At 64.6% G+C, this 25224-nt stretch carries 29 protein-coding genes; 14 read left to right on the top strand and 15 right to left on the bottom strand.

What is annotated here, in order from left to right:
* The first annotated feature begins 25 nt into the window (after positions 1-25).
* Complete coding sequence (gene infA, locus QCE83_RS30515; RefSeq protein WP_006999277.1) at positions 26-292, top strand: translation initiation factor IF-1; 267 nt, start codon at positions 26-28, stop codon at positions 290-292.
* 179 nt (positions 293-471) lie between these two features.
* On the opposite strand, the gene QCE83_RS30510 is transcribed toward infA, so the two are convergent.
* From QCE83_RS30510 to zwf, 3 genes are all read right to left on the bottom strand, one after another.
* The gene (locus QCE83_RS30510; RefSeq protein ID WP_309819929.1) at positions 472-1350 is read right to left on the bottom strand and encodes an HAD family hydrolase; all 879 of its coding nucleotides are present in this window, start codon (positions 1348-1350) and stop codon (positions 472-474) included.
* Positions 1350-2135, bottom strand: a complete 786-nt coding sequence (locus QCE83_RS30505; protein ID WP_309819926.1) for an ROK family protein — start codon at positions 2133-2135, stop codon at positions 1350-1352. Before QCE83_RS30505 ends, QCE83_RS30510 begins: the two co-directional genes overlap by 1 nt.
* A 70-nt stretch (positions 2136-2205) precedes the next feature.
* Positions 2206-3780, bottom strand: coding sequence for a glucose-6-phosphate dehydrogenase (gene zwf / locus QCE83_RS30500; RefSeq protein WP_309819924.1), 1575 nt, complete (start codon positions 3778-3780; stop codon positions 2206-2208).
* 220 nt (positions 3781-4000) lie between these two features.
* Here zwf and QCE83_RS30495 point away from each other — a divergent pair, with 220 nt between their 5' ends.
* The 6 genes from QCE83_RS30495 to QCE83_RS30470 all read left to right on the top strand — a co-directional run bounded on the left by QCE83_RS30495 (position 4001) and on the right by QCE83_RS30470 (position 8518).
* On the top strand, positions 4001-4876 hold the full coding sequence (locus tag QCE83_RS30495) for an arylamine N-acetyltransferase (protein WP_309819922.1): 876 nt from the start codon (positions 4001-4003) through the stop codon (positions 4874-4876).
* Positions 4877-4938: 62 nt separating this feature from the next.
* Positions 4939-6642 carry a penicillin-binding protein 2 gene (locus QCE83_RS30490; protein WP_309819920.1) on the top strand — a complete coding sequence of 568 codons (1704 nt, stop codon included), beginning with the start codon at positions 4939-4941 and terminating at the stop codon, positions 6640-6642.
* Between the two features lie 151 nt (positions 6643-6793).
* Positions 6794-7159: a hypothetical protein gene (locus tag QCE83_RS30485; RefSeq protein WP_309819917.1), complete on the top strand. Its 366-nt coding sequence runs from the start codon at positions 6794-6796 to the stop codon at positions 7157-7159.
* A gap of 10 nt (positions 7160-7169) precedes the next feature.
* Positions 7170-7457, top strand: a complete 288-nt coding sequence (locus QCE83_RS30480) for a hypothetical protein (protein WP_309819915.1) — start codon at positions 7170-7172, stop codon at positions 7455-7457.
* 268 nt (positions 7458-7725) lie between these two features.
* Positions 7726-8034 (top strand): hypothetical protein, encoded by a 309-nt coding sequence (locus QCE83_RS30475; RefSeq protein WP_309819913.1) that lies wholly within the window; start codon positions 7726-7728, stop codon positions 8032-8034.
* Positions 8035-8209: 175 nt separating this feature from the next.
* On the top strand, positions 8210-8518 hold the full coding sequence (locus QCE83_RS30470; RefSeq protein ID WP_309819910.1) for a beta-xylosidase: 309 nt from the start codon (positions 8210-8212) through the stop codon (positions 8516-8518).
* 5 nt (positions 8519-8523) lie between these two features.
* Here QCE83_RS30470 and QCE83_RS30465 read toward each other — a convergent pair whose 3' ends face one another.
* Entirely contained in the window at positions 8524-9387 is an 864-nt protein-coding gene (locus QCE83_RS30465; protein ID WP_309819908.1) for a formate/nitrite transporter family protein, read from the bottom strand.
* Between the two features lie 82 nt (positions 9388-9469).
* Complete coding sequence (locus QCE83_RS30460; RefSeq protein ID WP_309819905.1) at positions 9470-10531, bottom strand: HoxN/HupN/NixA family nickel/cobalt transporter; 1062 nt, start codon at positions 10529-10531, stop codon at positions 9470-9472.
* Positions 10532-10714: 183 nt separating this feature from the next.
* Between QCE83_RS30460 and QCE83_RS30455 the strand changes: the two genes are divergently transcribed.
* From QCE83_RS30455 to QCE83_RS30440, 4 genes are all read left to right on the top strand, one after another.
* Positions 10715-11719 carry a fatty acid desaturase gene (locus QCE83_RS30455; protein ID WP_309819904.1) on the top strand — a complete coding sequence of 335 codons (1005 nt, stop codon included), beginning with the start codon at positions 10715-10717 and terminating at the stop codon, positions 11717-11719.
* 48 nt (positions 11720-11767) lie between these two features.
* Positions 11768-12583, top strand: coding sequence for a PhnD/SsuA/transferrin family substrate-binding protein (locus QCE83_RS30450; RefSeq protein ID WP_309819903.1), 816 nt, complete (start codon positions 11768-11770; stop codon positions 12581-12583).
* Positions 12584-12746: 163 nt separating this feature from the next.
* A complete protein-coding gene (locus QCE83_RS30445) occupies positions 12747-13742 on the top strand; it encodes an LLM class flavin-dependent oxidoreductase (protein WP_309819901.1) in 996 nt (331 codons plus the stop codon).
* A gap of 219 nt (positions 13743-13961) precedes the next feature.
* A complete protein-coding gene (locus tag QCE83_RS30440) occupies positions 13962-14207 on the top strand; it encodes a hypothetical protein (RefSeq protein ID WP_309819900.1) in 246 nt (81 codons plus the stop codon).
* 283 nt (positions 14208-14490) lie between these two features.
* Here the strand turns inward: QCE83_RS30440 and QCE83_RS35195 are convergent, their stop codons facing one another.
* The gene (locus QCE83_RS35195; protein WP_404985906.1) at positions 14491-14808 is read right to left on the bottom strand and encodes a hypothetical protein; all 318 of its coding nucleotides are present in this window, start codon (positions 14806-14808) and stop codon (positions 14491-14493) included.
* On the opposite strand from QCE83_RS35195, the gene QCE83_RS35190 reads away from it, so the two are divergent.
* The gene (locus tag QCE83_RS35190; protein WP_404985904.1) at positions 14807-14920 is read left to right on the top strand and encodes an H-NS family nucleoid-associated regulatory protein; all 114 of its coding nucleotides are present in this window, start codon (positions 14807-14809) and stop codon (positions 14918-14920) included. The genes QCE83_RS35195 and QCE83_RS35190 overlap by 2 nt on opposite strands.
* 392 nt (positions 14921-15312) lie before the next feature.
* Complete coding sequence (locus QCE83_RS30430) at positions 15313-15723, top strand: helix-turn-helix domain-containing protein (RefSeq protein ID WP_309819898.1); 411 nt, start codon at positions 15313-15315, stop codon at positions 15721-15723.
* A gap of 372 nt (positions 15724-16095) precedes the next feature.
* Here the strand turns inward: QCE83_RS30430 and QCE83_RS30425 are convergent, their stop codons facing one another.
* From QCE83_RS30425 to QCE83_RS30390, 8 genes are all read right to left on the bottom strand, one after another.
* Positions 16096-16668, bottom strand: a complete 573-nt coding sequence (locus QCE83_RS30425; protein ID WP_309819895.1) for a hypothetical protein — start codon at positions 16666-16668, stop codon at positions 16096-16098.
* A complete protein-coding gene (locus QCE83_RS30420) occupies positions 16661-17074 on the bottom strand; it encodes a DUF3592 domain-containing protein (RefSeq protein WP_309819892.1) in 414 nt (137 codons plus the stop codon). Before QCE83_RS30420 ends, QCE83_RS30425 begins: the two co-directional genes overlap by 8 nt.
* 282 nt (positions 17075-17356) lie before the next feature.
* Positions 17357-18370, bottom strand: a complete 1014-nt coding sequence (gene rhaS, locus QCE83_RS30415; RefSeq protein ID WP_309819890.1) for a rhamnose ABC transporter substrate-binding protein — start codon at positions 18368-18370, stop codon at positions 17357-17359.
* Positions 18371-18447: 77 nt separating this feature from the next.
* Positions 18448-19458 (bottom strand): ABC transporter permease, encoded by a 1011-nt coding sequence (locus QCE83_RS30410; RefSeq protein ID WP_309819888.1) that lies wholly within the window; start codon positions 19456-19458, stop codon positions 18448-18450.
* On the bottom strand, positions 19451-20491 hold the full coding sequence (locus tag QCE83_RS30405; RefSeq protein ID WP_404986152.1) for an ABC transporter permease: 1041 nt from the start codon (positions 20489-20491) through the stop codon (positions 19451-19453). Before QCE83_RS30405 ends, QCE83_RS30410 begins: the two co-directional genes overlap by 8 nt.
* Entirely contained in the window at positions 20491-22008 is a 1518-nt protein-coding gene (locus tag QCE83_RS30400; RefSeq protein WP_309819886.1) for a sugar ABC transporter ATP-binding protein, read from the bottom strand. The genes QCE83_RS30405 and QCE83_RS30400 overlap by 1 nt, the downstream gene beginning before the upstream one ends.
* Positions 22009-22021: 13 nt before the next feature.
* Positions 22022-22912: an amidohydrolase family protein gene (locus QCE83_RS30395; RefSeq protein ID WP_309819884.1), complete on the bottom strand. Its 891-nt coding sequence runs from the start codon at positions 22910-22912 to the stop codon at positions 22022-22024.
* 31 nt (positions 22913-22943) lie between these two features.
* Complete coding sequence (locus QCE83_RS30390) at positions 22944-23258, bottom strand: L-rhamnose mutarotase (RefSeq protein ID WP_309819883.1); 315 nt, start codon at positions 23256-23258, stop codon at positions 22944-22946.
* A 164-nt stretch (positions 23259-23422) separates the two neighbouring features.
* Between QCE83_RS30390 and QCE83_RS30385 the strand changes: the two genes are divergently transcribed.
* Positions 23423-24403: a LysR family transcriptional regulator gene (locus QCE83_RS30385; RefSeq protein ID WP_309819880.1), complete on the top strand. Its 981-nt coding sequence runs from the start codon at positions 23423-23425 to the stop codon at positions 24401-24403.
* 22 nt (positions 24404-24425) lie between these two features.
* Here the strand turns inward: QCE83_RS30385 and QCE83_RS30380 are convergent, their stop codons facing one another.
* Complete coding sequence (locus QCE83_RS30380; protein ID WP_309819877.1) at positions 24426-25208, bottom strand: SDR family NAD(P)-dependent oxidoreductase; 783 nt, start codon at positions 25206-25208, stop codon at positions 24426-24428.
* Positions 25209-25224 lie beyond the last annotated feature (16 nt).

Here is a 25224-nt window from a genome sequence, read left to right as displayed (position 1 = left end):
ATCATTCATTACACAGGAGCCTCATATGGCGAAAGAAGAACTCATCGAACTCGACGGTATCGTTGACGAAGTCCTTCCCGACAGCCGCTATCGCGTGACGCTGGACAACGGCGTCGTGGTCGGCGCGTACGCCTCGGGCCGCATGCGCAAGAACCACATCCGGATTCTCGCCGGCGACCGCGTGACGCTGGAACTGTCGGTCTACGACCTGACCAAAGGCCGTATCAATTTCCGTCACAAGGACGAGCGTGCCGGCGGCGGTGCCCCGCGCGCACCGATGCGCCGTCGTTAAGCGCACCGGCTTCCTGCCACAGCTTCAGCCACACCGAGCGTCCGCCTGATCCGCGGCGAACGCCTGAGACGCCCTACCGCGGATTTCCTGACCTTCGACGCAGCCGCCTGCCTCGCGCCAGCCACATTCGCAGCGGCAGCGCCTCGCGTCGATGTCAACGCCCTTCGTCGCTTCCTGGCTCAGCCGCCTGCGCGCGCCGCCACGATCGCCTCGATGCCCGTCGCAAAGCCATCTTCGTCATTGCTTTTCGAGACAAGGCTCGCCTGACGCCGCACGGCGTCCGACGCCTGTCCCATCACGATCGACACGCCCGCGATCTCGAACATCGGCACGTCGTTGCCCATGTCGCCGAGCACGGCCACCCGTTCGATCGGCACATTGGCCAGCCGCGCCAGCTCGCGCACGGCGGTGCCCTTGTTGGCGTCGATACTGGTCACGTCGAGATAGTAGGTCTGCGAGCGGGCGGCGTGGCCGCGTTCGTGCAATTGCTGCTGCAAGCCGGTCTCGACGCGCGCGAGCAGCGCCGTGTCGGCCGTGGAGCCGACGATCTTGTCGACCGCAGCCAGATCCAGATCGTCGAAACGCGCGACCCGCACGCCCTCGTAACCCACCGTGCGGGTTTCGAGCGGCACATAGGTCGCGTCGGGGTTGGTCAGGTACCACGCATCGTCGATGAACACCCACGCATCGACGCCCGCCGCCGCGAGCGTCTCGAGCGAGGTCTGCACGACGTCGCGCGGCAGCTTGTGCGACGACAGCACCTTCCACGTGCCCGGCTCGACCAGACTGCCGCCGTTGTACGACGCATACGGCATGTCGATGCCCAGCGCCTCGACGATATGCCGCATGCCCTTGCCCGGCCGGCTGCTCGCCGCCGTGAAGCGCACGCCCGCGGCTTGCAGGCGGCGCACGGCGTCGATCGCGGGCTGGCCAAGCGCCTTGTCGGTATAGAGCAGCGTGCCGTCGCAATCGGTGACGACCAGTTCGATGTTCGCCAGTGCCTCGAACACGTCCGCTCCGCCCGTGCTCGTCAGTCCGTACTTGTTGTCGCCGGCCATCAGTGCGCCCCTTCACGCTGGTTGAAATGCGGCAGCTGCCGCGTCTCACGCACCGAGCGCGGATGCCACAGCCGCGCGCCGCCCTCGATGCCCGCCGCATTCGACACCGTCGCCACGTTTTCCGGCAGCTTGAACTTGATGTGCGCGGCATTGCCGCCGCCGATCCACAGCTTGTCGTAGTTCACGAGCGTCGCCAGGATCTCGATCGTCTTCTCCACCCGCCGGCTCCAGCGCTTCTTGCCGGCCTTCTCGCGCGCCGCGTTACCGATGTACTCGTCGTAGGTCTTGTCCTTCGCGATCGGATGATGGGCGAGTTCCAGATGCGGCATCAGCTCGCCGTCACGGAACAGCGCGGTGCCCGCGCCGGTGCCGAGCGTCAGCACCATCTCGATGCCGCGTCCTTCAATGGCCGCGAGCCCCTGCATCTCGGCGTCGTTGATCATGCGCGCGGGGATGTCGCCGAGCCGCTCCGACAGCAACTGCGCGAGCGGCACGCCGCGCCAGGCCGGCGTGCCGAGATTCGGCGCGGTCAGCACGATGTTGTCGCGCACCACGCCCGGAAAGCCGATGGAGATATGCGTCGGCGGCGTGGCGACGATCGGCGCGATCAGCTGCATCAGCGTCTCAACGACCACGTCGGGCTTGGCCGGCTGCGGCGTCGCGACGCGCAGGCGGTCGCTCTTCATCTGGCCATCCTCGGAGATGATCGCCGCCTTGAGCCCCGTGCCGCCGATGTCGATCGCGAGAATGCGTTCCGCCTTGATCGCGAGTTTGTCCGTCGTCACGTGGGTTTTCTGTCTGGTTCTGGATTCTGTGCTCACGTGTGTTGTCCTTGTAGTGAAGTTCGAGTGGTGTTCAGTTCTTCCTGACTGGATCGGTCAGCGCGCGCCACGTGCGGCCGTCGTCGGCCAGCAGCTGGTCCGCCTGTGCCGGTCCCGCGCTGCCCGCCGCATAACCGTGCACGGGCAACGGGCTGTCCGGATGCAGCACGTGATCGACGGCGGCCCATGCCGTCTCGATGCTGTCGGCGCGCTGAAACAGCGTCTCGTCGCCGAGCATGCAGTCGTATAGCAGCGTCTCGTAGCCGACGTTCGCGCGCTCCGCGAAATAGTCCGAGTAGTTGAACGCCGAGCGCGCCTTGCCGATCTGCATCAGCGGACCCGGCACTTTCACGTTGAAGTCGAAGGTGGTGCCGTGCGCGGGATCGATGCGCAGCGTGAAGACATTCGGCGTGAGCGCGTCGACGGGCGTATCGCGGAACAGCAGGAATGGCACCGCCTTGAGCGTGATCGAAATCTCCGTGCGGCGCTCGGTCAGCCGCTTGCCGGTGCGCAGATAGAACGGCACGCCGGCCCAGCGCCAGTTCTCCACGTACACGCGCGCCGCGGCGTAGGTTTCGGTGCGGCTGTCGGGCGCCACGCCCTCTTCCTCGCGATACCCCGGCCCCGCCGGACCCGCTTCGTACTGGCCGAGCACGACATCCTGCGCCGTCAGCGGACGGATCGCGTCGAACACTTCGGCTTTCTTGTCGCGCACGGATTCGGCGTCGAACGAATTGGGCGGCTCCATCGCCACCATGCCGAGCAGCTGGAACAGATGGTTCGGCAGCATGTCGCGGAACGCGCCGGTCTGTTCGTAGAACGCGCCGCGCCCTTCCACGCCGATGGTCTCGGCCGCCGTGATCTGCACGTTGTCGATGTATTCGCGCCGCCACACCGGCTCGAACATCGCATTGGCGAAGCGCACGGCCAGGATGCTCTGCACCGTGTCCTTGCCGAGGAAATGATCGATCCGGTACACCTGCGTTTCCTGCGCATACTTGAGGATGCAGGCGTTCAGCTCGCGCGCCGTTGCCAGGTCCGTGCCGAACGGCTTCTCGATCACGATGCGCCTGAAGTTGCCGTCCTTCTCCTCCAGCAGCCCGGCCGCGCCGAGATGCTCGACGATCGGCTCGAAGAAGCGCGCGCCCACCGCGAGGTAGAACATCACGCTGCCCGACTTGGCCTTCGAGAGACGTTCCTTGAGGCGCTTGAAGGTGTCCTCGTCGGTGAACTCGCCGGGGAAGTATTCGAGCCGCTGCTCGACCCAGCTCCAGGCTTCCTCGTCGAGCTTCGACGTGTGGAAGGTCGCGGCCTTGTCGGAGGCGAACTTGCGCAGCGATTGCGTGAGCTCGTCGCGCCAGTCGGAGGTTTCACGTTCGCCGCGATTCACGCCGATGATCTCGAGCGCGTCGTCGAGCAGCTTGTCCGAGGCGAGGTTGTACAGCGAAGGCATCAGCAGGCGCTTGGTGAGATCGCCTCCCGCGCCGAAGATGACAAGCGTGCACGGCGGCGCGGGATGCTTGCCCGCGCAGGTATCGCTCGCCGGTTTGCCGTTCTCGGGCGGGTTCGACTGATTCGGCTGAGTCCCTTCGTTTGCATCTTTCGACATGGTGTGGCGCCCCTTATCAATTGCACGGTTGCGTATTGAACCTTGGAAAGACCATCGGCGTTGCGTCACAGTTCAACTGAACCTCAGTTGAAAGCACAGCCGCATAGCAGCGTATGCTTTTTGTAATTTAGATGCTTTCGTGAAGTAAGATATGCACGCTTGCGACAGCGCTCGCGGACATGGCGACAGACATTGAAGCCGACCCTTGCCCGGACTCCACATGAACGCACACGACACTTCACCCGACCTCGCCGCCTACTTCACGCGCATCGGCTTTTCTGCTGCCGCGCGTCCCGCGGCGACGCTCGACACTCTGCGCGCGCTGCACCTGCTGCATCCCCAAGCCATTCCCTTCGAAAATCTTGACGTCCTGCTCGGCCGCCCGGTCCGGCTGGATCTCGCCTCGATCCAGCACAAGCTCGTCACGCAGGAACGCGGCGGCTACTGCTACGAACACAACCTGCTTCTACGCAGCGTTCTGCGGGCACTGGGCTTCCGCGTACGCAGCTTCGCGGGCCGCGTGCTGTGGGGGCGCGACGCGAATCATGCTGCATCGGACCTGCCCACGCGCACGCACATGCTGCTGCTGGTCGATCTCGACGAAGGCACCTATCTCGCCGATGTCGGTTTCGGCGGCATGGTGCTTTCAGCGCCGCTCGTCTTCGAAACCGGTCTCGAACAGATCACGCCGCACGGCGCGTTCCGGCTGGAGAACGCCGGCGGCGCGAGTGGCCAGCCGCCCGCGTTCATCCTGAAGGCGCTGGTGGACGGCAACTGGGCGAGCGTCTATCACTTCGACCTCGATCCGCAGTATGACGCGGACTACGAGATGGCCAACCATTTCGTGTCCACTTACCCGCAATCGGTCTTCGTGCACAACCTGCTCGCCGCGCGTCTCGCGCCCGGCGTGCGCTACGGCCTGTTCAACGGGCGCCTGCACATCCATCACACGCACGACGACGGCGCGCCGAGCGAATCCCGCGTCGCCGAGAGCGTGTCCGAGCTGCGGCAGATCCTCGCGAGTGAGATCGGCATTCGTCTGCCGGATGGCGACGATGCCGCCGCACTCGATGCGGCCTTGTCCTGCCTGCCCTGAAACCTGCACTGAATCATTGGGAACCCGCCGCCGGCACTCCCTAGCTTACTTGTGAGACAACGATGTTCAAGAAGAAGACGCGCGGCGGCAGCGATTTCCAGACGCATCACCGCAGTTCGGTTTTGACCACCGCCTTGCCCGCCTGGCGTTCGCGGCTGGTCGTCATCGGCGTCACGGCGGCGTTTCTCGCACTCGGTGCGCGCGCGCTGTGGGTGCAGGTGATCGACCACAAGTTCTATATCGGCGAAGGGCAGAAGCGCTATCAGCGGACGTTGTCGCTGTCGGCGACGCGCGGGCGCATCGTCGACCGGAATGGTTCGATGCTCGCCGTCAGTCTGGCGACTTACGAAGTCTGGGCCTCGCCCAAATTGTTCGACGGCGATCACGGCAACGAGATCGCGCGCCTGCTCGACATGCCGCCGCAGGAATTGCAGCGGCGCATTGACGGCAACCGCGCCTTCGTCCTGCTCAAGCGGCAGGTGGAAGCGGAGGCCGCCGAGCGCATCGCGACCATCGGACGCGCGGGCATCACGCTCGTGCCGGACACCAAGCGCTTCTATCCCGAAGGGGAATCGGCGGCGCACGTGGTCGGCTTCACGAACAACGAGGACCATGGCCAGGAAGGCGTCGAGCTGGCCGCCGACGCCCGCCTCACCGGCGAAGCAGGTCAGCGCGAAGTGATCCGCGACCGGCTCGGCCGGGTGATCTCGCAGATCGGCGAGATCGACCTGCCGCAGAACGGCGAAACCATTCAGCTGACCATCGATCGGCGCATCCAGCAGCTCGCGCACACGCAACTGAAGGCGGCGATCCTGAAGCACAAGGCGCGGGCGGGCAGCGTCGTCGTGCTGGACGCGAAGAACGGCGAAGTGCTCGCGCTCGCCAACTACCCGAGCTTCGATCCGAACGACCGCACGCGCCTCACCGGCGAACAGTTGCGCAACCGCGCGCTCACCGACACATTCGAGCCCGGCTCGACCATCAAGCCGCTGGTGGCCGCGCTGTCCATCGATCTCGGCAAGGTGCGGCCCGACACGCGCATCGACACCGGCCCGGGCACGATCAAGATCGGGCCGAATGTCATTCACGACACGTCGAATCACGGCGTCATCACCGTGGCGGAGGCGGTGCAGATGTCCAGCAACGTCGCGCTGACGAAGCTCGCGCTGCAACTGCCCGCGAAAACGATCTGGGACAAGTATCGCGAATACGGCATCGGCCGGGCGCCCGAGCTGACCTTTCCGGGCGCGGCCACCGGCCGGCTGCGCTCGCCCGAACGCTGGAAGCCCATCGAGCAGGCCACCATGGCCTATGGCTACGGTCTGTCGCTTTCGCTGGTGCAGATTGCGCAGATCTACACGGCCTATGCCGGCGACGGCCGCTTCCACGCCGCCACGCTGATCGCCGGCGACAAGCGCCGCGACGCGCTGCCGGTCACGCAGCCCGCCACCGCGCGGGCGGTGCGCGACATGCTGGAGCGGGCCATCGGCGAACACGGCACGGGACGCGCGGCGGCGGTGGACGGCTATCGCGTCGGCGGCAAGACAGGCACGGCGCGCAAGCAGATCGGGCGCGCCTATGCGGCGAACAAGTATCGCGCGTCCTTCGTCGGCATCGCGCCGATGAGCGATCCGCGCCTGATCGTCGCCGTGATGATCGACGAACCCGGCGGCAGCAGTTACTACGGCGGCACGGTGGCCGGGCCGGTGTTTTCGGGCATCGTCGGCGGGACGCTGCCGCTGCTCGGCGTGCCGCCCGACGCCTGATCCGTCCCGAATCGGGCGCGGCCCTTGCTGCATCGTCCGGGATGCCTGTTCGCGAACCTGTCCGAACTGTAAAGGGCATGTGCTCTAATGCCGGGTTCAGCCCGATACCTCGACCGGGAGCGATCCCCGGGAGATCCAGACGGAAAAGACCATGAAAAAACTTGCCGCCGCGCTCGCGCTGCCTTTGCTGATCGCCGCCTGTGCGCAATTTCATAACGAAGATGCCGGACAACCCGAGATCGAGAAATCGTCGACCAACGACAAGGTGAACGGCATCGTCCAGTGCATTGACGCGGAAGCGAAGAAGCACGACGCCAAGTACCAGCAGACGTCCATCCCGCAAGGCGTGATGCTCGAATTCGGCGATTCGAACGTCATCAAGGTGCGCTACGACAACGGCGAAACCACGTACCGCTTCTATCCGGGCAAACGCCACGCGTCGAATCTGTGGATCGAGGGCGCGGGCAAGAAGTGCGCGCCGTCCGACACGCCCAGCAACGACAGCACCGAGAAATAATCCGGCGATCATGCGCTCCACCCAAGCCATCAACGCCGTCGAACGGCTCAAGACACGCAGCGGCAATCCGAACTACGCGGCGGTGTCGATGCCCGGCGGCCTCTTCTATCTCGTGGAACGCTCGCCCGCCGGCTCGGCCAGGCTCTCGGACACGATGCCCATGGACGCCTTCGTCGCGTTCGTCAACGCCCGCGATCCGGCCAGGCCGCGCAAGGTCAGCAAACTCGATCTCGCGATGGAAGAGCAGATCCGCCGTAGCGGCAATCAGGCTGCGGAACCGCCCGACAGCAGCGAATAAGGTTTTTCACGTCTCACGCGGCAACGTTTCATGCCGCACCTTCCTCCCGCCCGAGTGTGCGATGACAGACGGAGCCACCCGCCAGTCATTGCGTACATTTTTGCTAACGATCGAGTCAGTTGTTAACCGGCATCGATCGGTCATCCGAAGAAAAGAGCAAGGGCCGCCCGCGACAGATTTAAAAAACATGCGCGGGTGAACGGGGTGCCTGGGGCAGCACGCGATCCGCAAGCCGGATGGGGTGCTGCACGGCCGAGAGGAAGACCAGATGAAAAAGAAGAAAAGCGAGACCAAGGGCAGCCTTTTGCCCTCGGCATTGGCCGATGTCGAACTTCAGCATATCGAGCGCGCGCTCGCGCAGCTCCGCACCATGAAAAACCATGCATCCGGAACGCTCAACGTCGAGTACTGGCGCGAGCGGCTGACGGCGGTCGTCCAGGGCTATGCGCTGGTGCCGGCGCAGAAGCAGCGCGTCGAGGCCCTGCGCGTCGCCTTCGATACGATCGATGCCGGTCCGCGCCATTCGGGTTCGCGTGGCAGGAGCCCGACCAACAGGCTTTGGGCGAAAGCGGCCTGAACCGCCGCTTTCGCCATTCGCGCGACAGGCGCGACCCCCGGTGGTCGCCCTCCCCTCGTTTGGTTTGGTTTCGTTGAGGGCCGGGCGTACCCAACCAGTTCTGCATCTCACGATTCGCGGCGTCAGGCATCGAACCTGCTCGAGAGACCGTATTTCGATCATGCCGGGAGCCGCCATGTCCAGCCTTTCTCACGAACGGTTCGCTCGTATCGTCGTGGCGAGCCTGATCGCCGCGTTCAGCACCTATGGCGTCGCGCAGATCACTCAGGGCGCGGGCGCCGGTCGCCAGGAGAATCGCCAGTCCGATTCGAACGCGCATGGCGCGTCCGAATCTGCGGGAACGCCTGTCATCGAATCGAACAAGCCGCAGTCGAAGGATGCGGCGCAGGGGCGCCGCGCCGCCTCGGGCAAGCATCAGAAACCCGAGGGCAATACCGGTTTCGAGAACGGCCTGTACGGCACCGGCGCAGGCAACAACAAATAGTCGGGTTAGTCGGGGTCCGCTTTCCGCTGCGACGCGCCGCCGATCTCCGGCGCGATCGCCGCGTGATTGACGATGGCCACCATCGACACGCCGCCGATGATGTTGCCGATCAGGGTCGGCACGAAAAACACGAAGACGTAGTCGGCGATGCCCGCCGCGCCGCTCATTACGGCATACGCCGCTTCGACCGACCCGGCGATCACGTGCGTCAGCTTGCTGACTGCGACGGTATAAGTGACGAGCAGGATCGTCAGCAGCCGCGCCGATTGCGCGCTCGGCAGCAGCCAGACCATCAGCGCGATCAGCCAGCCCGAGAACACGCCGCGTACGACGGTCACGCCGAATTCGGCGGAGAGCGGCGTCATTGCAAGTTCGGCGAGCGCTTCGCTCACGTCGGGCGCGAACACGCCGCGGATCTGCAGGATCGCCGCGAAGATGCTTGTGCCCACGATGTTGAAGAACAGCACGATGGCCCACAGGCGCAGCGCCTTGAACAGCGTCGCAAGATCGCGGCGCGTGAGCACCGGCAGCACTGCCGTCAGCGTGCTTTCAGTGAACAGCTGCTGGCGGCCGAGAATCACGAACACGAAACCGATCGTATAGCCGAAGCTCGATATCAGATCGCTCCAGGGACGCTTGGGCAGTGCGCTGTCGAGAACGCCCTGAACGAGAAAGGAAAAGCCCATCGAGAGACCGGCGGCGAGCGCGGAGAACATCAGCGCGACGAAGGTGCGCTCCATCGCCACTTCGCCCTCCTCCCGCACGATCTCGTGGATCACGAGCGGATGCGGCGCCGAATGTTCGGCGGCCTGCTCCTGCTCGGCGCTGTCGAGGTGCGGCGAGTCCGCGCCGGCTTGGGGGTCGTTCATGTGGGTTCTCCCTGGTCGCCGCCCGATGCGGGATTGGATGGGCGGCTGGCCCATCCTTACAGCAGGAAGAATGCCCGTGAACTCAGCCGGTGACGCTCCGGTCGAGGTCGTCGTAGCCGCGCCACTTCCAGATCAGCGCCGACAGCAGCCAGCACGCCACGAAGAGCGCGACGATCCCATAGCCGAGCGCCCCGAAATGTTCCGACAGCGCGCCGGCCACGTCCCACAGTCCGCCGCTCAGTTGCAGCCGGTCGGCAATCAGCCCGAGCAGTTCGATGCCGCCGACCAGCACGGCGATCAGGACGGAGACGCAGGTCACGGTGAGGTTGTAGTAGAGCTTGCGAAGCGGTTTCCTGAAGGCCCAGCCGTAGGCGCCGGTCATGAGCAGGCTGTCGGCGGTATCGACGAGCGACATGCCGGCCGTGAACAGCATCGGGAACACGAGAATCGACCAGACCGGCAGGCCGCGCGCCGCTTCCGCCGCGGCGATGCCCATCAGGCCGATCTCGGTGGCTGTGTCGAAGCCCAGACCGAACAGGAAGCCGAGCGGATACATGTGCCAGCTCTTGCCGATCAGCTTGAACAGCGGCCGCGCGACACGCGCGAGCGGCCCGCCGGCGGCGGCGAGCAGATCGGCGTCCTGTTCGCGCACCGGCTCGCCGCGCCGCACGCGCCGGAACGCGCGCCACACGCCGCGCAGCACCAACAGGTTCATCGCGGCGATCAGAAACAGGAACAGCGCCGACACCGACGTGCCGATGAGCCCGCCAATCTCCCGGAAGTCCGCAAAGCGTCCCTGCACGGCGAGCGCGGTCGCAGCGATCAGCGCGGTGGCCAGGACGACGATGGTCGAATGGCCGAGCGAAAAGAAGAAACCGGCGTACAGCGGCCGCTTGCCTTCCTGCATCAGCTTGCGGGTGACGTTGTCGATGGCGGCGATGTGGTCGGCGTCGACGGCGTGACGCAGCCCGAGCGAATACGCCAGCAAGGACGTGCCGAGCAGCAGCGGATAGTGCCGGAACGCGACCAGCGCCCAGATCCAGGTGAGCAGATTGAAGGCGATCAACCCGGCGACGAGGCGGGCGGACCTGCGCGGCAAGCGAGCCGAGGTTTGCAGCGAGCGGGACGCGGTGGGTTTGGTCATGGACGATTCAAGGGCCGCTAAAGGCGTCAAGGATACCGTGCCGGATCGCCCGGCCAATAATCGCGACGCCCCGAAGCTTATAGCGCCGCGTCAGGAAAACTTAGACGGAATGCTTGGTTTGAGCGCGCGGGACGCGCCGTTACGATGGCCCCTCGCCCATTCTGACTCCGCGTGAATTCCGCCATGCCCCGCTATCTCGACGACGTCCAGCGCATCGAACTGCAAGCCCGGCGCGCCAGCTGGCGCTGGCGCAGCGAATGGCCGACGTGGGCGGTGATCGTCGCGGTGTACGGCGGCTGGTTCGGGGTCGCGCTGAACGCACGTGCGCTCGGACTCGTGCCGGCGCTCGGGCTGCTCGCACTGCTGTCGTGCTGGTACATGTCCTTGCAGCATGAACTCATGCACGGGCATCCGACGCGCTGGCCGCTCGTCAACATGCTCTTCGGCCTGGCGCCGCTCGCCGTGTGGTTTCCCTACGCGGTGTATCGCGACTCGCATCTGCGCCATCACGACGACGATCATCTGACCGAGCCCGGCCGCGACCCGGAAAGCTATTACGTGACGGCGGAACAATGGGCGGGCGCCGGCGTCGTGCTGCGCGGCGCGCTCGCCGCGCGCAATACTTTCGCCGGACGGCTGCTGCTCGGACCCTGGTTCTCGATCGCCGCCAGCTTGCGCGAGGCGTTCCGCGCCGTGGCCGAGCGGCGCTGGGAGATCGTCGCGAGCTGGGTGTTCCACGGTGGCGCGCTGGCGGCGCTCGCGTGGTGGCTCGAGGTCCGCTGCGGCATTCCGTGGCGCGCGTTCGTCTTCGGCGTCGGCTATGCGTCGCTTGCGCTGGCCTCGGTGCGATCGTTCCAGGAGCATCGCGCGTCGGCGCAGGTTGACGAGCGCACGGTCATCAACGAAGCCGCCTGGGCGTGGCGCCTGCTCTTTCTCAACAATAACTATCACGCCGTCCATCACGACCTGCCCGGCGCGCCGTGGTTCGCGCTCGGCGAAATCTACGCGCGCCGCCGCGACGCCTATCGCGCCCGCAATGGCGGCTTCGTCGTGCGCGGGTATGGCGAATGGATGACCCGTCACGCGTTCGCCCAAGCGGAGGATGCGGTGCATCCGGACGCCGCGTCGCTGCGGCCGGACGTGGCTTCCGGCCGTCTCGCGACGTCCCGGCGCGGTCTCGCGGGCTGACCGGCGCCGCTGTACCATGCGGCAACGCCGACTTTCCGGATTCCCCCGATGCGCTGGATCGCTGCCCTGCCGATGTACAACGTCAGCCCCGCGCTCGCGGCAGACTGGCGTGAACTGCTGCATCACGTCCGCGCGAATCTCGCGGACTGGCTGCAAGCGCGCGGCGATACGCTCGACATCGTCGATGCCGACGCCGATCTGACCGCCTTTTGGCTCCGCGACGACCTGCTGCTGTCGCAAACCTGCGGCTATCCGCTGGTGCATGCGCTCGCCTCGCGGGTGGAGTTGCTCGGCGCACCGTCGTTCGACCTGCCCAGCTGCGACGACGGCCGCTATCACAGCGTCCTGGTGGTGGGTGCGAATGTCGGCGCGAATTCGCTCGAGGCGTGCCGTGGCTTGCGCGCCGCCAGCAACGCCGCCGATTCCAACAGCGGCATGAACCTGCTGCGACACGCCGTCGCGCCGCTCGCGCGGGACGGCCGCTTTTTCTCGTCGGTGCTGTGGACCGGCGCGCATCTCGCGTCGCTGCGCGCGCTGGCGATCGAGCGCCGTGCCGATGTCGCGGCCATCGATTGCGTGACCTTCGCCTTCGCGCAAGCGCATGCGCCGGAGCTGACCGACGGCGTCCGCGTGATCGGCACGACGGCGAGCGCGGGCGCGCTGCCGTTCATTGCATCGCCACGGCTGCCGGCGGACGCGCGGGAACGCGTCTTCCAGGCGCTCGCCGACGCCTCGCGTGCCGACCCGGCGCTGTCCCGGCGGCTTCGGCTCAACGGCATCGTCCGGCGCACGCTCGCCGATTACGCGTCGATCCTCGACTACGAACGCGACGCGCTGGCGCGCGGCTATCCGCAACTCGACTAAGCCTGGGCCAGACCACGGCGCAGCGTGACGGACCGTCCCGGCATGATTCGCGGAGTTTCGGCACAATCGAGTCTTTCAGCGCCTGGCGCGCAACAGCGCCGCGGATCGTGCCCAAGCGCCCCGCGAAGCCGCGCCCGCGCCGCCACGCTTACGGAATGCCGCAATGATCCCCTTTTCGCTGCTCGACCTTTCCCCCGTCCCGCAGGGCTCGACGCCCGTCGATGCGTTCGCCCATTCACTCGATCTCGCCCGGCACGCCGAGCGCTGGGGTTACGTGCGCTACTGGCTCGCGGAACACCACAACATGTCCGGCATCGCGAGCGCGGCGACGGCCGTCGTGATCGGCCATATTGCGGCGGGCACGAAGACGATCCGGGTCGGCTCCGGCGGCATCATGCTGCCGAATCATGCGCCGCTCGTGATCGCCGAGCAGTTCGGCACGCTCGCCTCGCTGTTCCCGGGACGCATCGACCTGGGACTCGGCCGCGCGCCCGGCACCGACCAGACGACCGCACGGGCGCTGCGTCGCGATCTGATCGGCAGCGCGGAGTCGTTTCCCGATGACGTCGTCGAGTTGCAGCGCTATTTCGCCGATCCCGTCGAAGGGCAGCGGGTGCGCGCCGTGCCTGGCGCCGGCCTGCATGTGCCGATCTGGCTGCTCGGTTCTTCGCTGTTTTCCGCGCAACTGGCGGCGGCGCTCGGATTGCCGTTCGCGTTCGCGTCGCACTTCGCGCCGGATTACCTGCTGACCGCGCTGGAGGTGTATCGCACGCAGTTCCGCCCGTCGGCGACGCTGAAAAAGCCGCACGCGATGGTCGGCGTGAACGTCTTCGCCGCCGATACCGCCGAGGAAGCGCGTTTCCTCTTCACGTCGCTGGAGCAGCAGTTCATCAACCTGCGCCGCGGCACGCCCGGACAATTGCCGCCGCCGGTCGAAGCGGTGGCCTGGAGCGATGCGGAACGCGCGGGTGTCGAGCGTTCGCTGGCGTGCTCGGTGGTGGGCGGTCCGGCCGACGTCGAAGCGGGTCTGCGCTCGGTCATCGAGCAGACCCAGGCTGATGAACTGATTGTGACGGCACAGATTTTCGATCACGCGAAGCGCCTGCGCTCGTTCGAAATCACCGCCCAGGCGCGCGACGCCATCGGCCAGACGGCCTGAAAGGCGCGCGCCGCGGGTTGTCATCGATTGTTGCGTGCTGGACGCCGCTGCTTTTGACAGGCAATAATGAGGAACCGGAAGGCGGCGAGCACCTCGGCGCCCTCCGCGTCCGCTTCATCCGCCCGGCCTGACCCGCTTCGCGCGCGCCCTCAAGGGTGCACGCGGGTTTGGGGCGCGGCGCAACAACAATGACGCAGCAAGATGGGAGGAAGAATGTCGATGCCGAGAAGCGCCGTCACGGGCGCCATCACGCTCATGACGGAATATGACGACGCAGGCGGCCAGGAAGTGCGTTCGCTCCGACTCGAACCGGCAGCGGACGGCAAGGCTGTGCTGTTGATCGAAATCGACGAGCGCAAACCCGGCATTCATCGCGAAGTGCGTTATGAGATAACGCCAGCGGAATTGATTGCCGCCATACGGGCGCATGGCGCGGAATTACCGGGAGAACAACACAATCGTTAAAAGCGATTTAACAGTGACGATTGGCAGCATACAATAGACATACGCGAGGTAATCGGTCGTCCGTCATGCGGGTAGTGGCTGCGACCACCTTGCTTCTGGCAGATCGTGGCTCCTCAACGTGGCGTACCGTGCGCATCGAGGCGCGCGTCCGTCATTGCGATGCCCGGGTGGATGAATGTTCGCATTCGGGGCAAATGCCGGCAATAATGGCAAGGTGCCCGGGCGCATTAATTGATATTGCGGTAATACACTAATTGACGCGAGGCACGCACTGCGCCACGCTTCAAGAAACACATCCAATCAAGTCATCGAGCCGCCTGCCGGTCCGCGCGGGATATCGGTTCGTCTTCTGATAATCAAAAAGCTGAATCAGGAAAGCCGTGGACGAAAGAAAGCGAGACAGCATCATTGCGTATTTGCGCAGCCGAATGGTCGAGTTCGGCATTTCGGAAAGAGCGTTGGCTGAATCATTGGCCGAAGTGCCTGCGGAGAATCCGCCGCCGCCCTCCTTCACCAAGACCACCGGACCTAATGGCGCGCCCAAGGTGAAGCGGCCGATGCCGCAACTGCCTTCCATGCCGCATGCGGCGGGCAGCGCCATGCCCATCTTCCGCAATGCATCCGGCGACACGTGGGACGGCCTCGGCGACATGCCCGAGTGGCTCAAGCGCGCGGTTCATGCGGGACAGGACATCGAGTTCTATCGCGTTTGAGGCGGTTTGTCGTGGGAACGCCAGGTTCGCCTTTGTGTGTCGGTTGACTTCCGCCGGGTTCAGACGCGTGACCCTGTGTACCTGCCTTGCGCGGGCGTCATAGGAAATCCATCGGGAATAATCAAGCCGAAAAATTTTCGGCGATGCTTGTCCATCGTCGCTGAAAACGTTTATTGGTACATCTCGGAAAGGCGGCGCACGACAGCCGTACACCGATCTCATATCGCCCGATCCCGTCCTGCCGCCGTTACCCAACGAGCCTCACTCGACAAGGGGGCAACCATGAACGCACACGAACACCGCAAGGTCGCTTGCGGTGCGATGCGCATTGCCTGCTGCCTCGTGGCCTCTGGTCTGGCAGCGATCCGGTCAGCCTGATCGAACGGCGCGCCATGCTTCCCCGTCCCCAACCCGATACCCTGCCGAGCGTCGCACGGCGCATGGAAGCGGGACGGATGCTGGTGGGAGGCGCGTCGGTGGAAGCGGTGGCGGATGCATTGCATCTGTCGGTTCAGACGGTGCGGCGCTACAAGGCACTCGTTGAAGAAGGCGGTCTCGACGCGCTTGGAAAAATGGGCGTGGGCGGGAGGGCGTCGGTGCTGGATCGCGCGGCACTCGACTGGATAGCGGAGGCGTTGCAAGGACCGGCGCGCGCGCACGGCTTCGAGAGCGACGCGTGGACCAATGCGAGGTTGCGCGAGCTGATCGAGCGACGCTACGGGGTGCGCTATTCACGCGTGTATGTGTGGCAGATCGCGACCAATCTGAAGTTGGGGCATGCGTTGTCGAAGTCGCGGCGGTGAGAGGCGGCGTGTGGGATGGGGGATTGAGTCACCACTCCTATACCTCCTTCCAAACCATGCTTCCGCCCTTATCGCCAGTATCCTGCAAGAATTTAGGGCTTCGCGATCAGCAACCACATCACCAACTACACGCAAGGCGTCGGATGCCACATCCTTGCCGAGGCTCGGCTGACATCGCCGGAGTGCCTGCCCTAAGAGTGGTCGCCACCGCGCATGAGTGCAGAGTGTATGTGGATGCTGATCAGACGCCCCTCACGTATTAAATGTGGTTACCAGTCCACTTCACCTCGGGAGCCGACGGGCAGCCAGCTTATTGGTGCGATTCGCTGTACGCAATTCTCTGTTCCTTCTGAGAGCTACCGCAACCTCGCATTACTCCACATATTCCCCACCATAGGAAAGCGCTCCGAATGATGAAGTCACGCCGAGACCATCGATCAAGCCTTCGCTGATCCCGCGAATGATGATCAAGCCTTTTGCGGTCCTCAAGGCAATGCCCAAGAAAGCCGGATTGCTCAATCCGGCAAGCAAGACGGCTTGCGGCATGCCCGTAAAGAGAAAGGTATAGCCGTAGGCTACGAGTAACCCTCCGCCGCCTTCAATAGAATTCGCCGCACCTGAGAAATCATCCGTGCTTAGTTCGTCACCTTGGAAAGTTGGCGTCATAAAGACGACACCACCGCCATCGAAGTCGATAGTTGAACCGCTTCCGGTAACCCCGTTACCTTTGAAAGCCGCATGCGGCAGGGGAATGTCAGGAAGCTGGAATTTGACTGGAATGCGCTTTCCTACATTGAAGCCGAAGCTGACCTCGTTGTATTTATGCTTCCTTCCATCAGGCGAAGAGAGCACGACCACGCCGCGGACGGCTGAAAAAGGCCCGATTGACATGGATTGCAATGCGCCGGTCTCATACCTCCAAGTGCTCTTTCGGTACTCACTCATTCTCGGTCTTTACCCATCGGTCAAACAGCGATTTCCCTCGAAGCCCCAGGATTGTGAACGTACATACGATGACGAGCATCACTACGTCGCCACCAAAGATTTGCGTCTTCTGATCAAGGGTGGCCGTTTTGAGAGGTTGACTGCGCTCGTAACGGACGCCGATCCGATCCCCAATTTCCACGGGACACGAACTGCTGCCAGGAAAAGATATGTGTTCACCCTTGTCAGTCATGAATGTCACTTGGGGGTGATACTCGCCATGATTGAGCTTGACCACTACGCCTGACGTCACTGTGGAGTGCAGGAAAAATCGAATGTTCGATAAGCTGAATTGTCCGAACGAGAGAAGGATCGTCACGGCAATTCCTATCGTCAACCAGTCAATACGCTTGACTTCAAGCCTCATGGTTCGTTTGCGTAGCTGTTGGCACGGCACCTTTCCGAGGGTCCATAGCGCATGGGGAAAGGAACATCTCACTGCTTGAGTGTGAAATCAAATCCGATCGAACAGAATACGAAATTTCCGAATCATCCGTTATCGAACGATCGAACGGCTGCATAGCCTGCACGCGCTCAGACATCGGCGCGTTGACCAGACAACCTTGGCGCCAAATCCACCACAAAAAAACGGGACGCCCGCAAGCGTCCCGTCATCTCCCAGGTCCAACTCCCCTCTCTCCCTACCCCCTCAAAAATTAAAATTATCGATATTCGCCGCATCGAACGTCGTCGGCGGTCCCAGAATCACTTCCCCGCTCTTCCCCACCGTCCGCTTGCCCAGCTTCCCCGCTTCAAACGAATCCCCTTCCTTTCCGGTAATCGTCCCTGACGCCAGATTCGCCGCCGCGAACGCCGCGAGATAACCGAGTTGACCCGGATCCCACAACTGGAAAGCCTTAACCGTCCCGTTCTTGACAAAAGCACGCATCTGATTCGGCGTGCCGAGTCCGGTCACGACCACCTTGCCCTTTGCCGGCGAACTCGAGATATAGCGCGCCGCAGCCGCAATCCCCACCGACGTCGGCGCCACAATGCCCTTCAGATTCGGATAAGCCTGCAACAAACCCTGCGTCTCGACGAACGACTTCTGATCGTCGTCATTGCCGTACGCAATCTTCACGAGCTTCATCTTCGCGTACTCGGGCTTCTTTAACTCTTCCTGCATCCACTTGATCCACGTATTCTGATTCGTGGCATTCGGCGTCGCCGACAAAATGGCGAACTCGCCCTCGCCGCCAATCAATTTGGACAACAACTGAATCTGCCCGCGCCCGATCGCCTCCGAATCCGCCTGATTGACGAAGATCTGTCTTCCATCCGGCGCGGTGTCCGAATCGAACGTGACAACCTTGATTCCTTGCGACATCGCCTTCTTCAGATAAGGCACAACGGCATTCGCATCGTTGGCCGCAATGACGATCGCGTTCTGCCGCTGCGTGATCAGCGTGTTGATATAACTCACCTGCGACGACGCCCCCGCATCCGACGGCCCCACGACCTTGCCATCGCCCTTCATTTCCTTGATGGCCGCCATGCCGCCATCATCGGCGATGACCTCGTACGGATTGTTGATCTGCTTCGGCAGGAAGGCGATCTTCAGGCCGCTCTTGACCTCGGCGGCAGCGGCCGTCAGCGCGACGGTCACCGCAAGAACAGCCGCCGCCACGGCCGGGCCGCGCGGGAATCGAATGGGCTTCTTCATGTCGTAAAGTCTCCTGTCATTGCGCGCGGACAGCGGCGAAGCCAATCCTTGCGCTGGTTATCGACGAGCACCGCCAGTCATTCAGTCACGCCCCGGATCATCAGGCGTTTCTCGCGCACGGCCCGCCAGCGCGCCACGAGATTCGGAATCAGCACCGACGAAAGCAGCAACGCCCCCGTCACGATGGTCAGCGTCTCGCTCGACACATCCGCGAGCGTCAGCGCATTGCGCAGCACGCCGATGATCACGAGCGACAGCAGCACGCCCACCATCGAGCCGCGTCCGCCGAAAATGCTCACGCCGCCGAACAGCACCGCCGCGATCACCGAGAGCTCGAAGCCCTCGCCGTTGTCGCCGCGTGCGCTCGTGAAGCGCAGCGTATAGACAATGCCCGCGAGCGCCGCCATCGCCCCCGACATCATGAAGAGCTTGAGCTTCGTCTTCGCCACGTCGATGCCCGAGAACTGCGCGGCCGTAGGATTCGCGCCGATCGCGAACAGGCTGCGGCCGAACGGCGTCGCCTGCAACAGCACGGTGAAGATCACCGCGCCCGCGATTACGAGAATGAAGGGCATTGGCAGGAAGGTGTCGCCCAGCGTATTGATGCCGAATGCCGTGTACGCCGCCGGAAAATCCGCGATCGCCTGGTCGCCGAGCAGCACGTACGCCAGGCCGCGGAACAGCGCGAGCGTGCCGATCGTCACCGCCAGCGAAGGCAGGTTGAAGCGCACGATCACCAGACCGTTCAGGAGCCCCGCCAGCGTGCCGAACAGCAGCACGAGCACGATGACCAGCGGCATCGGCAGGCCCATGTGCCAGAGCACGCCCATCAGCGCGCTGGAGGCGCCGAGCACCGACGCCACCGAAAGATCGATCTCCGCCGCGACGATGATGAGCGTCATCGGCAGCGCGATCAGCGCGATCTCGGTGAAGTCGGCGAGCATATTCGACACGTTGGCCGCAGAAAGAAACAGCGGCGACAGCACGCGCCCCGCTGCCAGCGACACCACCAGCACGATGGCGAGCATCGCTTCCCATTGCAGGTGCCGGCGACGGCTCGTCGAGAGTGCGGAATCCGGTTTAGCCATGATCGCGTTTCCTCATCATGCGGCGCGCCACTGAACGCGCGAGCAAGGTATCGAGCGCGATCGCCGCGACGATCAGCGCACCCTGGATGGCCTGCTGCCAGAACGGCGACACGCGCAGCACCACCAGCGCGATGTTGATGACGCCGAGCACCAGCGCGCCGAGCGTCGCCCCCGCGATGGTGCCCACGCCGCCCGTGATCGCCACGCTGCCGACCACCGCCGCCGCCACCACCTGAAGCTCGATGCCCTTGGCGGTGCTGGCATCGACGGTGCCGAAGCGCGCCAGCCACAGCACGCCGGCCAGGCCCGCAATCGCGCCGGACAGCAGGAAGCCGATCATCACACGCCGGTCCACGCGGATGCCGGCAAGCCGCGCCGCTTCGGGATTCGAGCCGATCGCATAGTGCTCGCGCCCGCCGCGATACTGCTTCAGATACACCGACAACGCGATCAGCACCACGAGCGCGATCAGCACGAGGTTCGGCACGCCGAGCAGCGAGCCGGTGGCGATCGCCGCGAACGCATCCGGCAGGCTGGTCGCGTTGATCTGGCCGCCGTGGACCCATGCGTAATCGGCGCCGCGCACGATATACAGCGTCGAGAGCGTCGCGACCAGCGAGGGCACGCGACCGAACGTGACGAGCACGCCGTTCACCGCGCCGATCAAGCCGCCGATGCCGATGCCCGCCAGCAGCGCGACGATCACCGGCAAATGCGGGAACATCACGAACAGGCTGCCGACCGCATACGCGCTGACACCGACGATCGACGCCACCGAGAGATCGATATGCCGCATCAGCATGACGATCGTCATGCCCGCCGTCAGCAGGCCGATGATCGAGACGTTCAACAGCACGTCGCGCAGGTTCTGCAGGTTCAGGAAGTCGGGCTTGGCTGCAGCCGTCGCGCCGATCAGCACCAGCAGCACGATGAAGAGCGTCAGTTCGCGGCTCTTCGCGATGGAAACCGCGATACTGTCGCGCTTGGTTTCGGCGGGCGGCATCGCGGGGAGCGTCGGAGAGTGTCGGGTCATCATGCGGCGCGCCCCAGATTCTGCGGCGACGCGCCCAGTGCGGCGCTCATCACCCGTTCTTCGTTGGCATCCGCGCGGGCGATGTCCGCACTGATGCGCCCTTCGTGCATCACGAGCACGCGGTCCGCCATGCCGAGCACTTCCGGCAATTCGCTCGATATCATCAGCACGGCCATGCCCTCCTTCACCAGTTCCGCCAGCGTGCGATACACCTCGGCCTTCGCGCCGACGTCGATGCCGCGCGTCGGTTCATCGATGATCAGCACCTTCGGATGCGTGGCCAGCCATTTGCCGAGCACGACCTTCTGCTGATTGCCGCCCGACAGCGTGCCGACGGGCGCATCGAGATCGCCTGCTTTCAGACGCAGGCGCTTGCCCCAGTCGGCCGCCAGCGACGACTCGCTGCGCGCCGTAATCAGCCCATGCCGCATCAGGCGTCCGAGCACCGTCAGCGACGCATTACGCGCAATGCTCAGTTCCAGCGCGAGCCCTTGCGCGCGACGGTCTTCCGGCACCAGCGCTAGGCCCGCGCGCACCGCGGCGGCGGGCTTGCCGAGCGCGAGCTTCTTGCCCGCGATCTTCACTTCGCCGCCATCCACCGGATCGACACCGAAGATCGCCCGCGCCACTTCACTGCGTCCCGCGCCGACCAGTCCGGCCAGCGCGACGATCTCGCCCGCGCGCACATCGAAGGAGATGTTCCGGAACACGCCCTGGCGCGTCAGGTTGCGCACCGAGAGCCGCACGTCGCCGGGCGTGACATCGGCTTTGGGATAGAAGGTGTCGAGATCGCGGCCCACCATCCGGCTGACGATCGCGTCGATGCTCATGTCCGGCGTGAGCGCGTCGCAGACCTTCATGCCGTCGCGCATGATCGTCATGCGCTGCGTCAGCGCGAACACTTCGTCCAGACGATGCGTGATGAAAAGGATGGCCACGTCGCGTTCGCGCAGCGCGCGCACGATCGCAAACAGCCGCTCCACTTCCGGCAGCGACAGCGCGGCGGTCGGCTCGTCCATGATGAGCACGTTCGCATCCAGCGAAAGCGCCTTGGCGATCTCCACCACCTGCTGATCCGCAATCGACAGCCCGCGCACCAGCCGCTGCGCCCGCAGGCTCACGCCGAGCGACGCGAGCAGCGCATCCACTTCGCGATGCATCTCGTCGTAGCGGATGCGGCCCAGCCGGTCGCGCGGCTGCCGGCCCATGTAGATGTTCTCCGCGATCGAGAGATCGGCGAACAGCGTCGGCTCCTGATAGATCACGGCGATGCCGGCATCGCGCGCCTCGGCCGGATTGGCGAAGCGGCGCGCGACGCCTTCGATACGCAGTTCGCCCGCATCGGGCTGATAGACGCCCGCGAGCAGCTTGACGAGCGTCGACTTGCCCGCGCCGTTCTCGCCCAGCAGCGCATGCACTTCGCCGGGAAAGAGTTGCAGGCTGCCGTCGCCCAGCGCCCGCACGCGGCCGAACGACTTGCTCGCGTGCAGCAGTTCGAGACGTGGTGTCATGGTCATCGCGATGCCCTCTCTAGATCCGGTAGATGCGCTCGGCGTTGCGCACGAACAGCGCGTCCTTCTCGCTGTCGCTCGCCCCGCCGACGATCCGCGCATACGCGTTCCACAAGCCGGTATAAGTGCCGAACAGCCGGTCCACCGGAAAGTTAGACGCGAACATCGCGCGCTCGCAGCCGAACGTGTCGATGCATTCATGCACGTAGGGCCGCAGGCTTTCGATAGTCCAGTCGTGATCGAACATCGCGAAGCCGCTCAGCTTGACCGCGACGTTCGGACACGCGGCCAGCAGGCGCATGCCGTCGCGCCATTCGCGATAGCCGCGCGTCGCGTTGCGATCGACGAACATGCCCGCGTGATTGACGATGAATTGCGTATCGGCGTGCTCGCGTGCAAGCTCTGCCGCCTCCGCCATCTGCGACGGATACAGTTGCAGGTCGAACGACATGCCGTAGCGTCGCAGCAAGCCGAAGTGCTCGCGCCATTGCGGCTCGCGCATGTAATGGCGGCCGACGTAGTCGTACAGCGGATCGTCATGCACGTTGAGGATCTGGCGGATGCCGCGCGTGTTGGCAAACGCGGCATGGGCTTCGAGCACGGCCGGCGCATCGTCCGCCGAAAGATCCGCGCCCGCCACGATGCCGTTCGGCATGCCGCGCCCTGCGCCATCCGCGATGCCCTGAAGCCAGCGCGTTTCCTCCACCGGATCGGCGGGATCGTGATTGGCGTCCACATGCACGATCTTCAGCACCTGGATGTCATCGGCATCGCGCAGCAGATCGCCGAGCAGATAGTCGTGCTTCAGCTTGCGGGCGTCGCCGACGAAGGAGGTCTGCGGATTCGCGAGCCAGGGGTAATGATGCGTGGACAGATCCCACAGATGGATATGCGGATCGACGACCTGCATGGTTGCGCTCCTCGCGAAAGCGGCCAGGGTTTCAGGGTAGATGGAAGACCGGCGTCAGCGGCACGCTGACCGGCGCGTTATCGGCGTGCGTCTCCATCAGTTCGGCCATGCTGTCCCACCACGTGCGCATGATGGGGAGCATCGGCAGCGCATCGACGGTGTGGTCCGCCGTGCGCGCGTAGAGGGCGAAGAGATGTCCGGTCGATTCGTCGAGAAAGATGCGGTAATCGCGGATGCCCGCGGCGTGCAGCGCATCGGCCAGTTCCGGCCAGATCTCGCGGTGACGCCTTGTGTATTCGTCGCGCATGCCTGGTTTCAGGGTCATGCGAAATGCCACTGTCTCCATGGCGGACCGCCTTGTTCTGATTGAGTGTTTCCCTGTGTCCGGGACTCGTTGTGCTGCGACTATAATTCGCCGACCGATAACACGACAATCCGAATGCAGGATTGGCCGATCGCAAAACCGTATCGCTGCGCCGTATCATCGCGCGCTTTCACGCGGACTGTCGAATGAACGAGATTGCGTCCCACACTGTGTCGCCGAGCCCCTCGCCCAGCATTTCGCCGAGCGCTCTGGTCAACCGCCTGAAGTTCAAGCATCTCGCGCTGCTCGTCGCTCTCGACGATGCCCGCAACCTGCATCAGGCGGCCGAAGCCATCAACGTGGCGCAGCCGAGCGCTAGCCGCATGCTGGGCGACATCGAGGAGGCGTTCGGCTTCCTGCTGTTCGAGCGCAATGCGCGCGGCATGCAGCCCACGCCGCTCGGCTTGGCGGCGCTGGCTTACGCGCGCCGCTCGCTTGCGGACCTCACGCGCTTCGCCGAAGACCTCGACGCCAAGCGCCGCGGCGGTCACGGCCAGTTGACGGTGGGCGCGATCATGGGCGCCGCGCCCGACGTGCTGGCCATGGCCGTCACCGAACTGAAAACCGAGCGGCCCTTGCTGAACGTGCGCATCCTCGGCGAAACCAGCGATCAGGTCGTGCAGTTGCTGCATCGCCGCGAAGTGGATCTCGCGCTCGGACGGCTGACCACGCCGCTGCAACACAATGACTTCGACTTCGAGCCGCTCGCCCGCGAGGCCATGCGGCTCGTGGTGCGCGCGAGCCATCCACTGGCCGGCAAGACCGCGCTCACGCTCGAACAACTGGTGGGCTGGCCATGGATCCTGCAACCGATCACGAGCCCCGCGCGTGCGCTCTTCGAAGACGAGCTCGCGCGTGCGCGGCTCAGCTCGCCGGCGGACATCGTGGAATGCGCGTCGATCTTCGCGACGCTTCAATTGCTGCAAAACGGCGAGGCCGTCGCGATGCTGCCCGAGTCCGTCGTGCGCGACTATCTGCGCGCGCAGTTGCTGGTGGAACTGCCGATCGAGGTCGGCAAGAGCCTGTCGGGCTTCGGCCTGCTGCGCCGCCGTTTCGAAACCTTGAGCGAACCCGCCGAGTATTTCATCGCGCTGCTGCGCAAGTACTCGGCGTCGGCGCAGCACTGAAGCACGGAAGCACGGAAGCGCGTTATTGCAGGTTCACGAACAGCCCGCCATCGACCAGCAAGGACGCGCCCGTCACATAGCGCGCGCGCTCCGAACCGAGGAACACCACGCATTGCGCGACGTCGTCGGGTTCGCCCAGGCGGCCAAGCGGAATGCGCTTCTCCATGTAGGCGCGCTTGTCCGGATCGGCGAGATCCTCGGCGTTGAGATCCGTCACGATGGTGCCCGGCATCACCGAATTGCAGCGGATGCCATACGGCCCGAGCGCGATCGCGCATGACTGCATCAGCGAATGCACGCCCGCCTTGGTCGGCGTGTAATGCGTCTGCATGCCGCCGCCGACGAGCGCGCTGATCGAACTCGTCGCGACAATCGCGCCGCCCATGCCTTGCGCCTTCATCTGGTTCGCCACCGCCTGTGTCACATAGAACGCGCCGTTGAGGTTCACGGCGATTGTGGTTTCATAAACGGCGGGCGGCATGTCGAGGAACGCATGGAACGGGCAGATGCCGGCATTGCTCGACAACACATCGATGCGCCCGAACGCCTCCACCGTGCGCCGGACCAGTTCGACGCCGGTATCGTGCTCGGCGACGTTGCCCTCGACGGCAATCGCGCGTCGTCCCAGCGCCTCGATCTCGCCGACGATCGATTCCACCGCCGACTCCCGGCCATAGGAACGATCGTTGTCGCCCCAGTAGTTGATGGCGACGTCCGCGCCTTCGCGGGCGCTGGCCAGCGCAATCGCCCGGCCGATGCCGCGCGATCCGCCCGTCACCACGACGACCTTGTTCTCAAGCAGCATGACGTCCTCGTTCTCT

Source organism: Caballeronia sp. LZ034LL, assembly GCF_031451215.1.
GTDB lineage: Bacteria > Pseudomonadota > Gammaproteobacteria > Burkholderiales > Burkholderiaceae > Caballeronia.
This window is presented reverse-complemented; position numbering and strand designations above follow the sequence as displayed.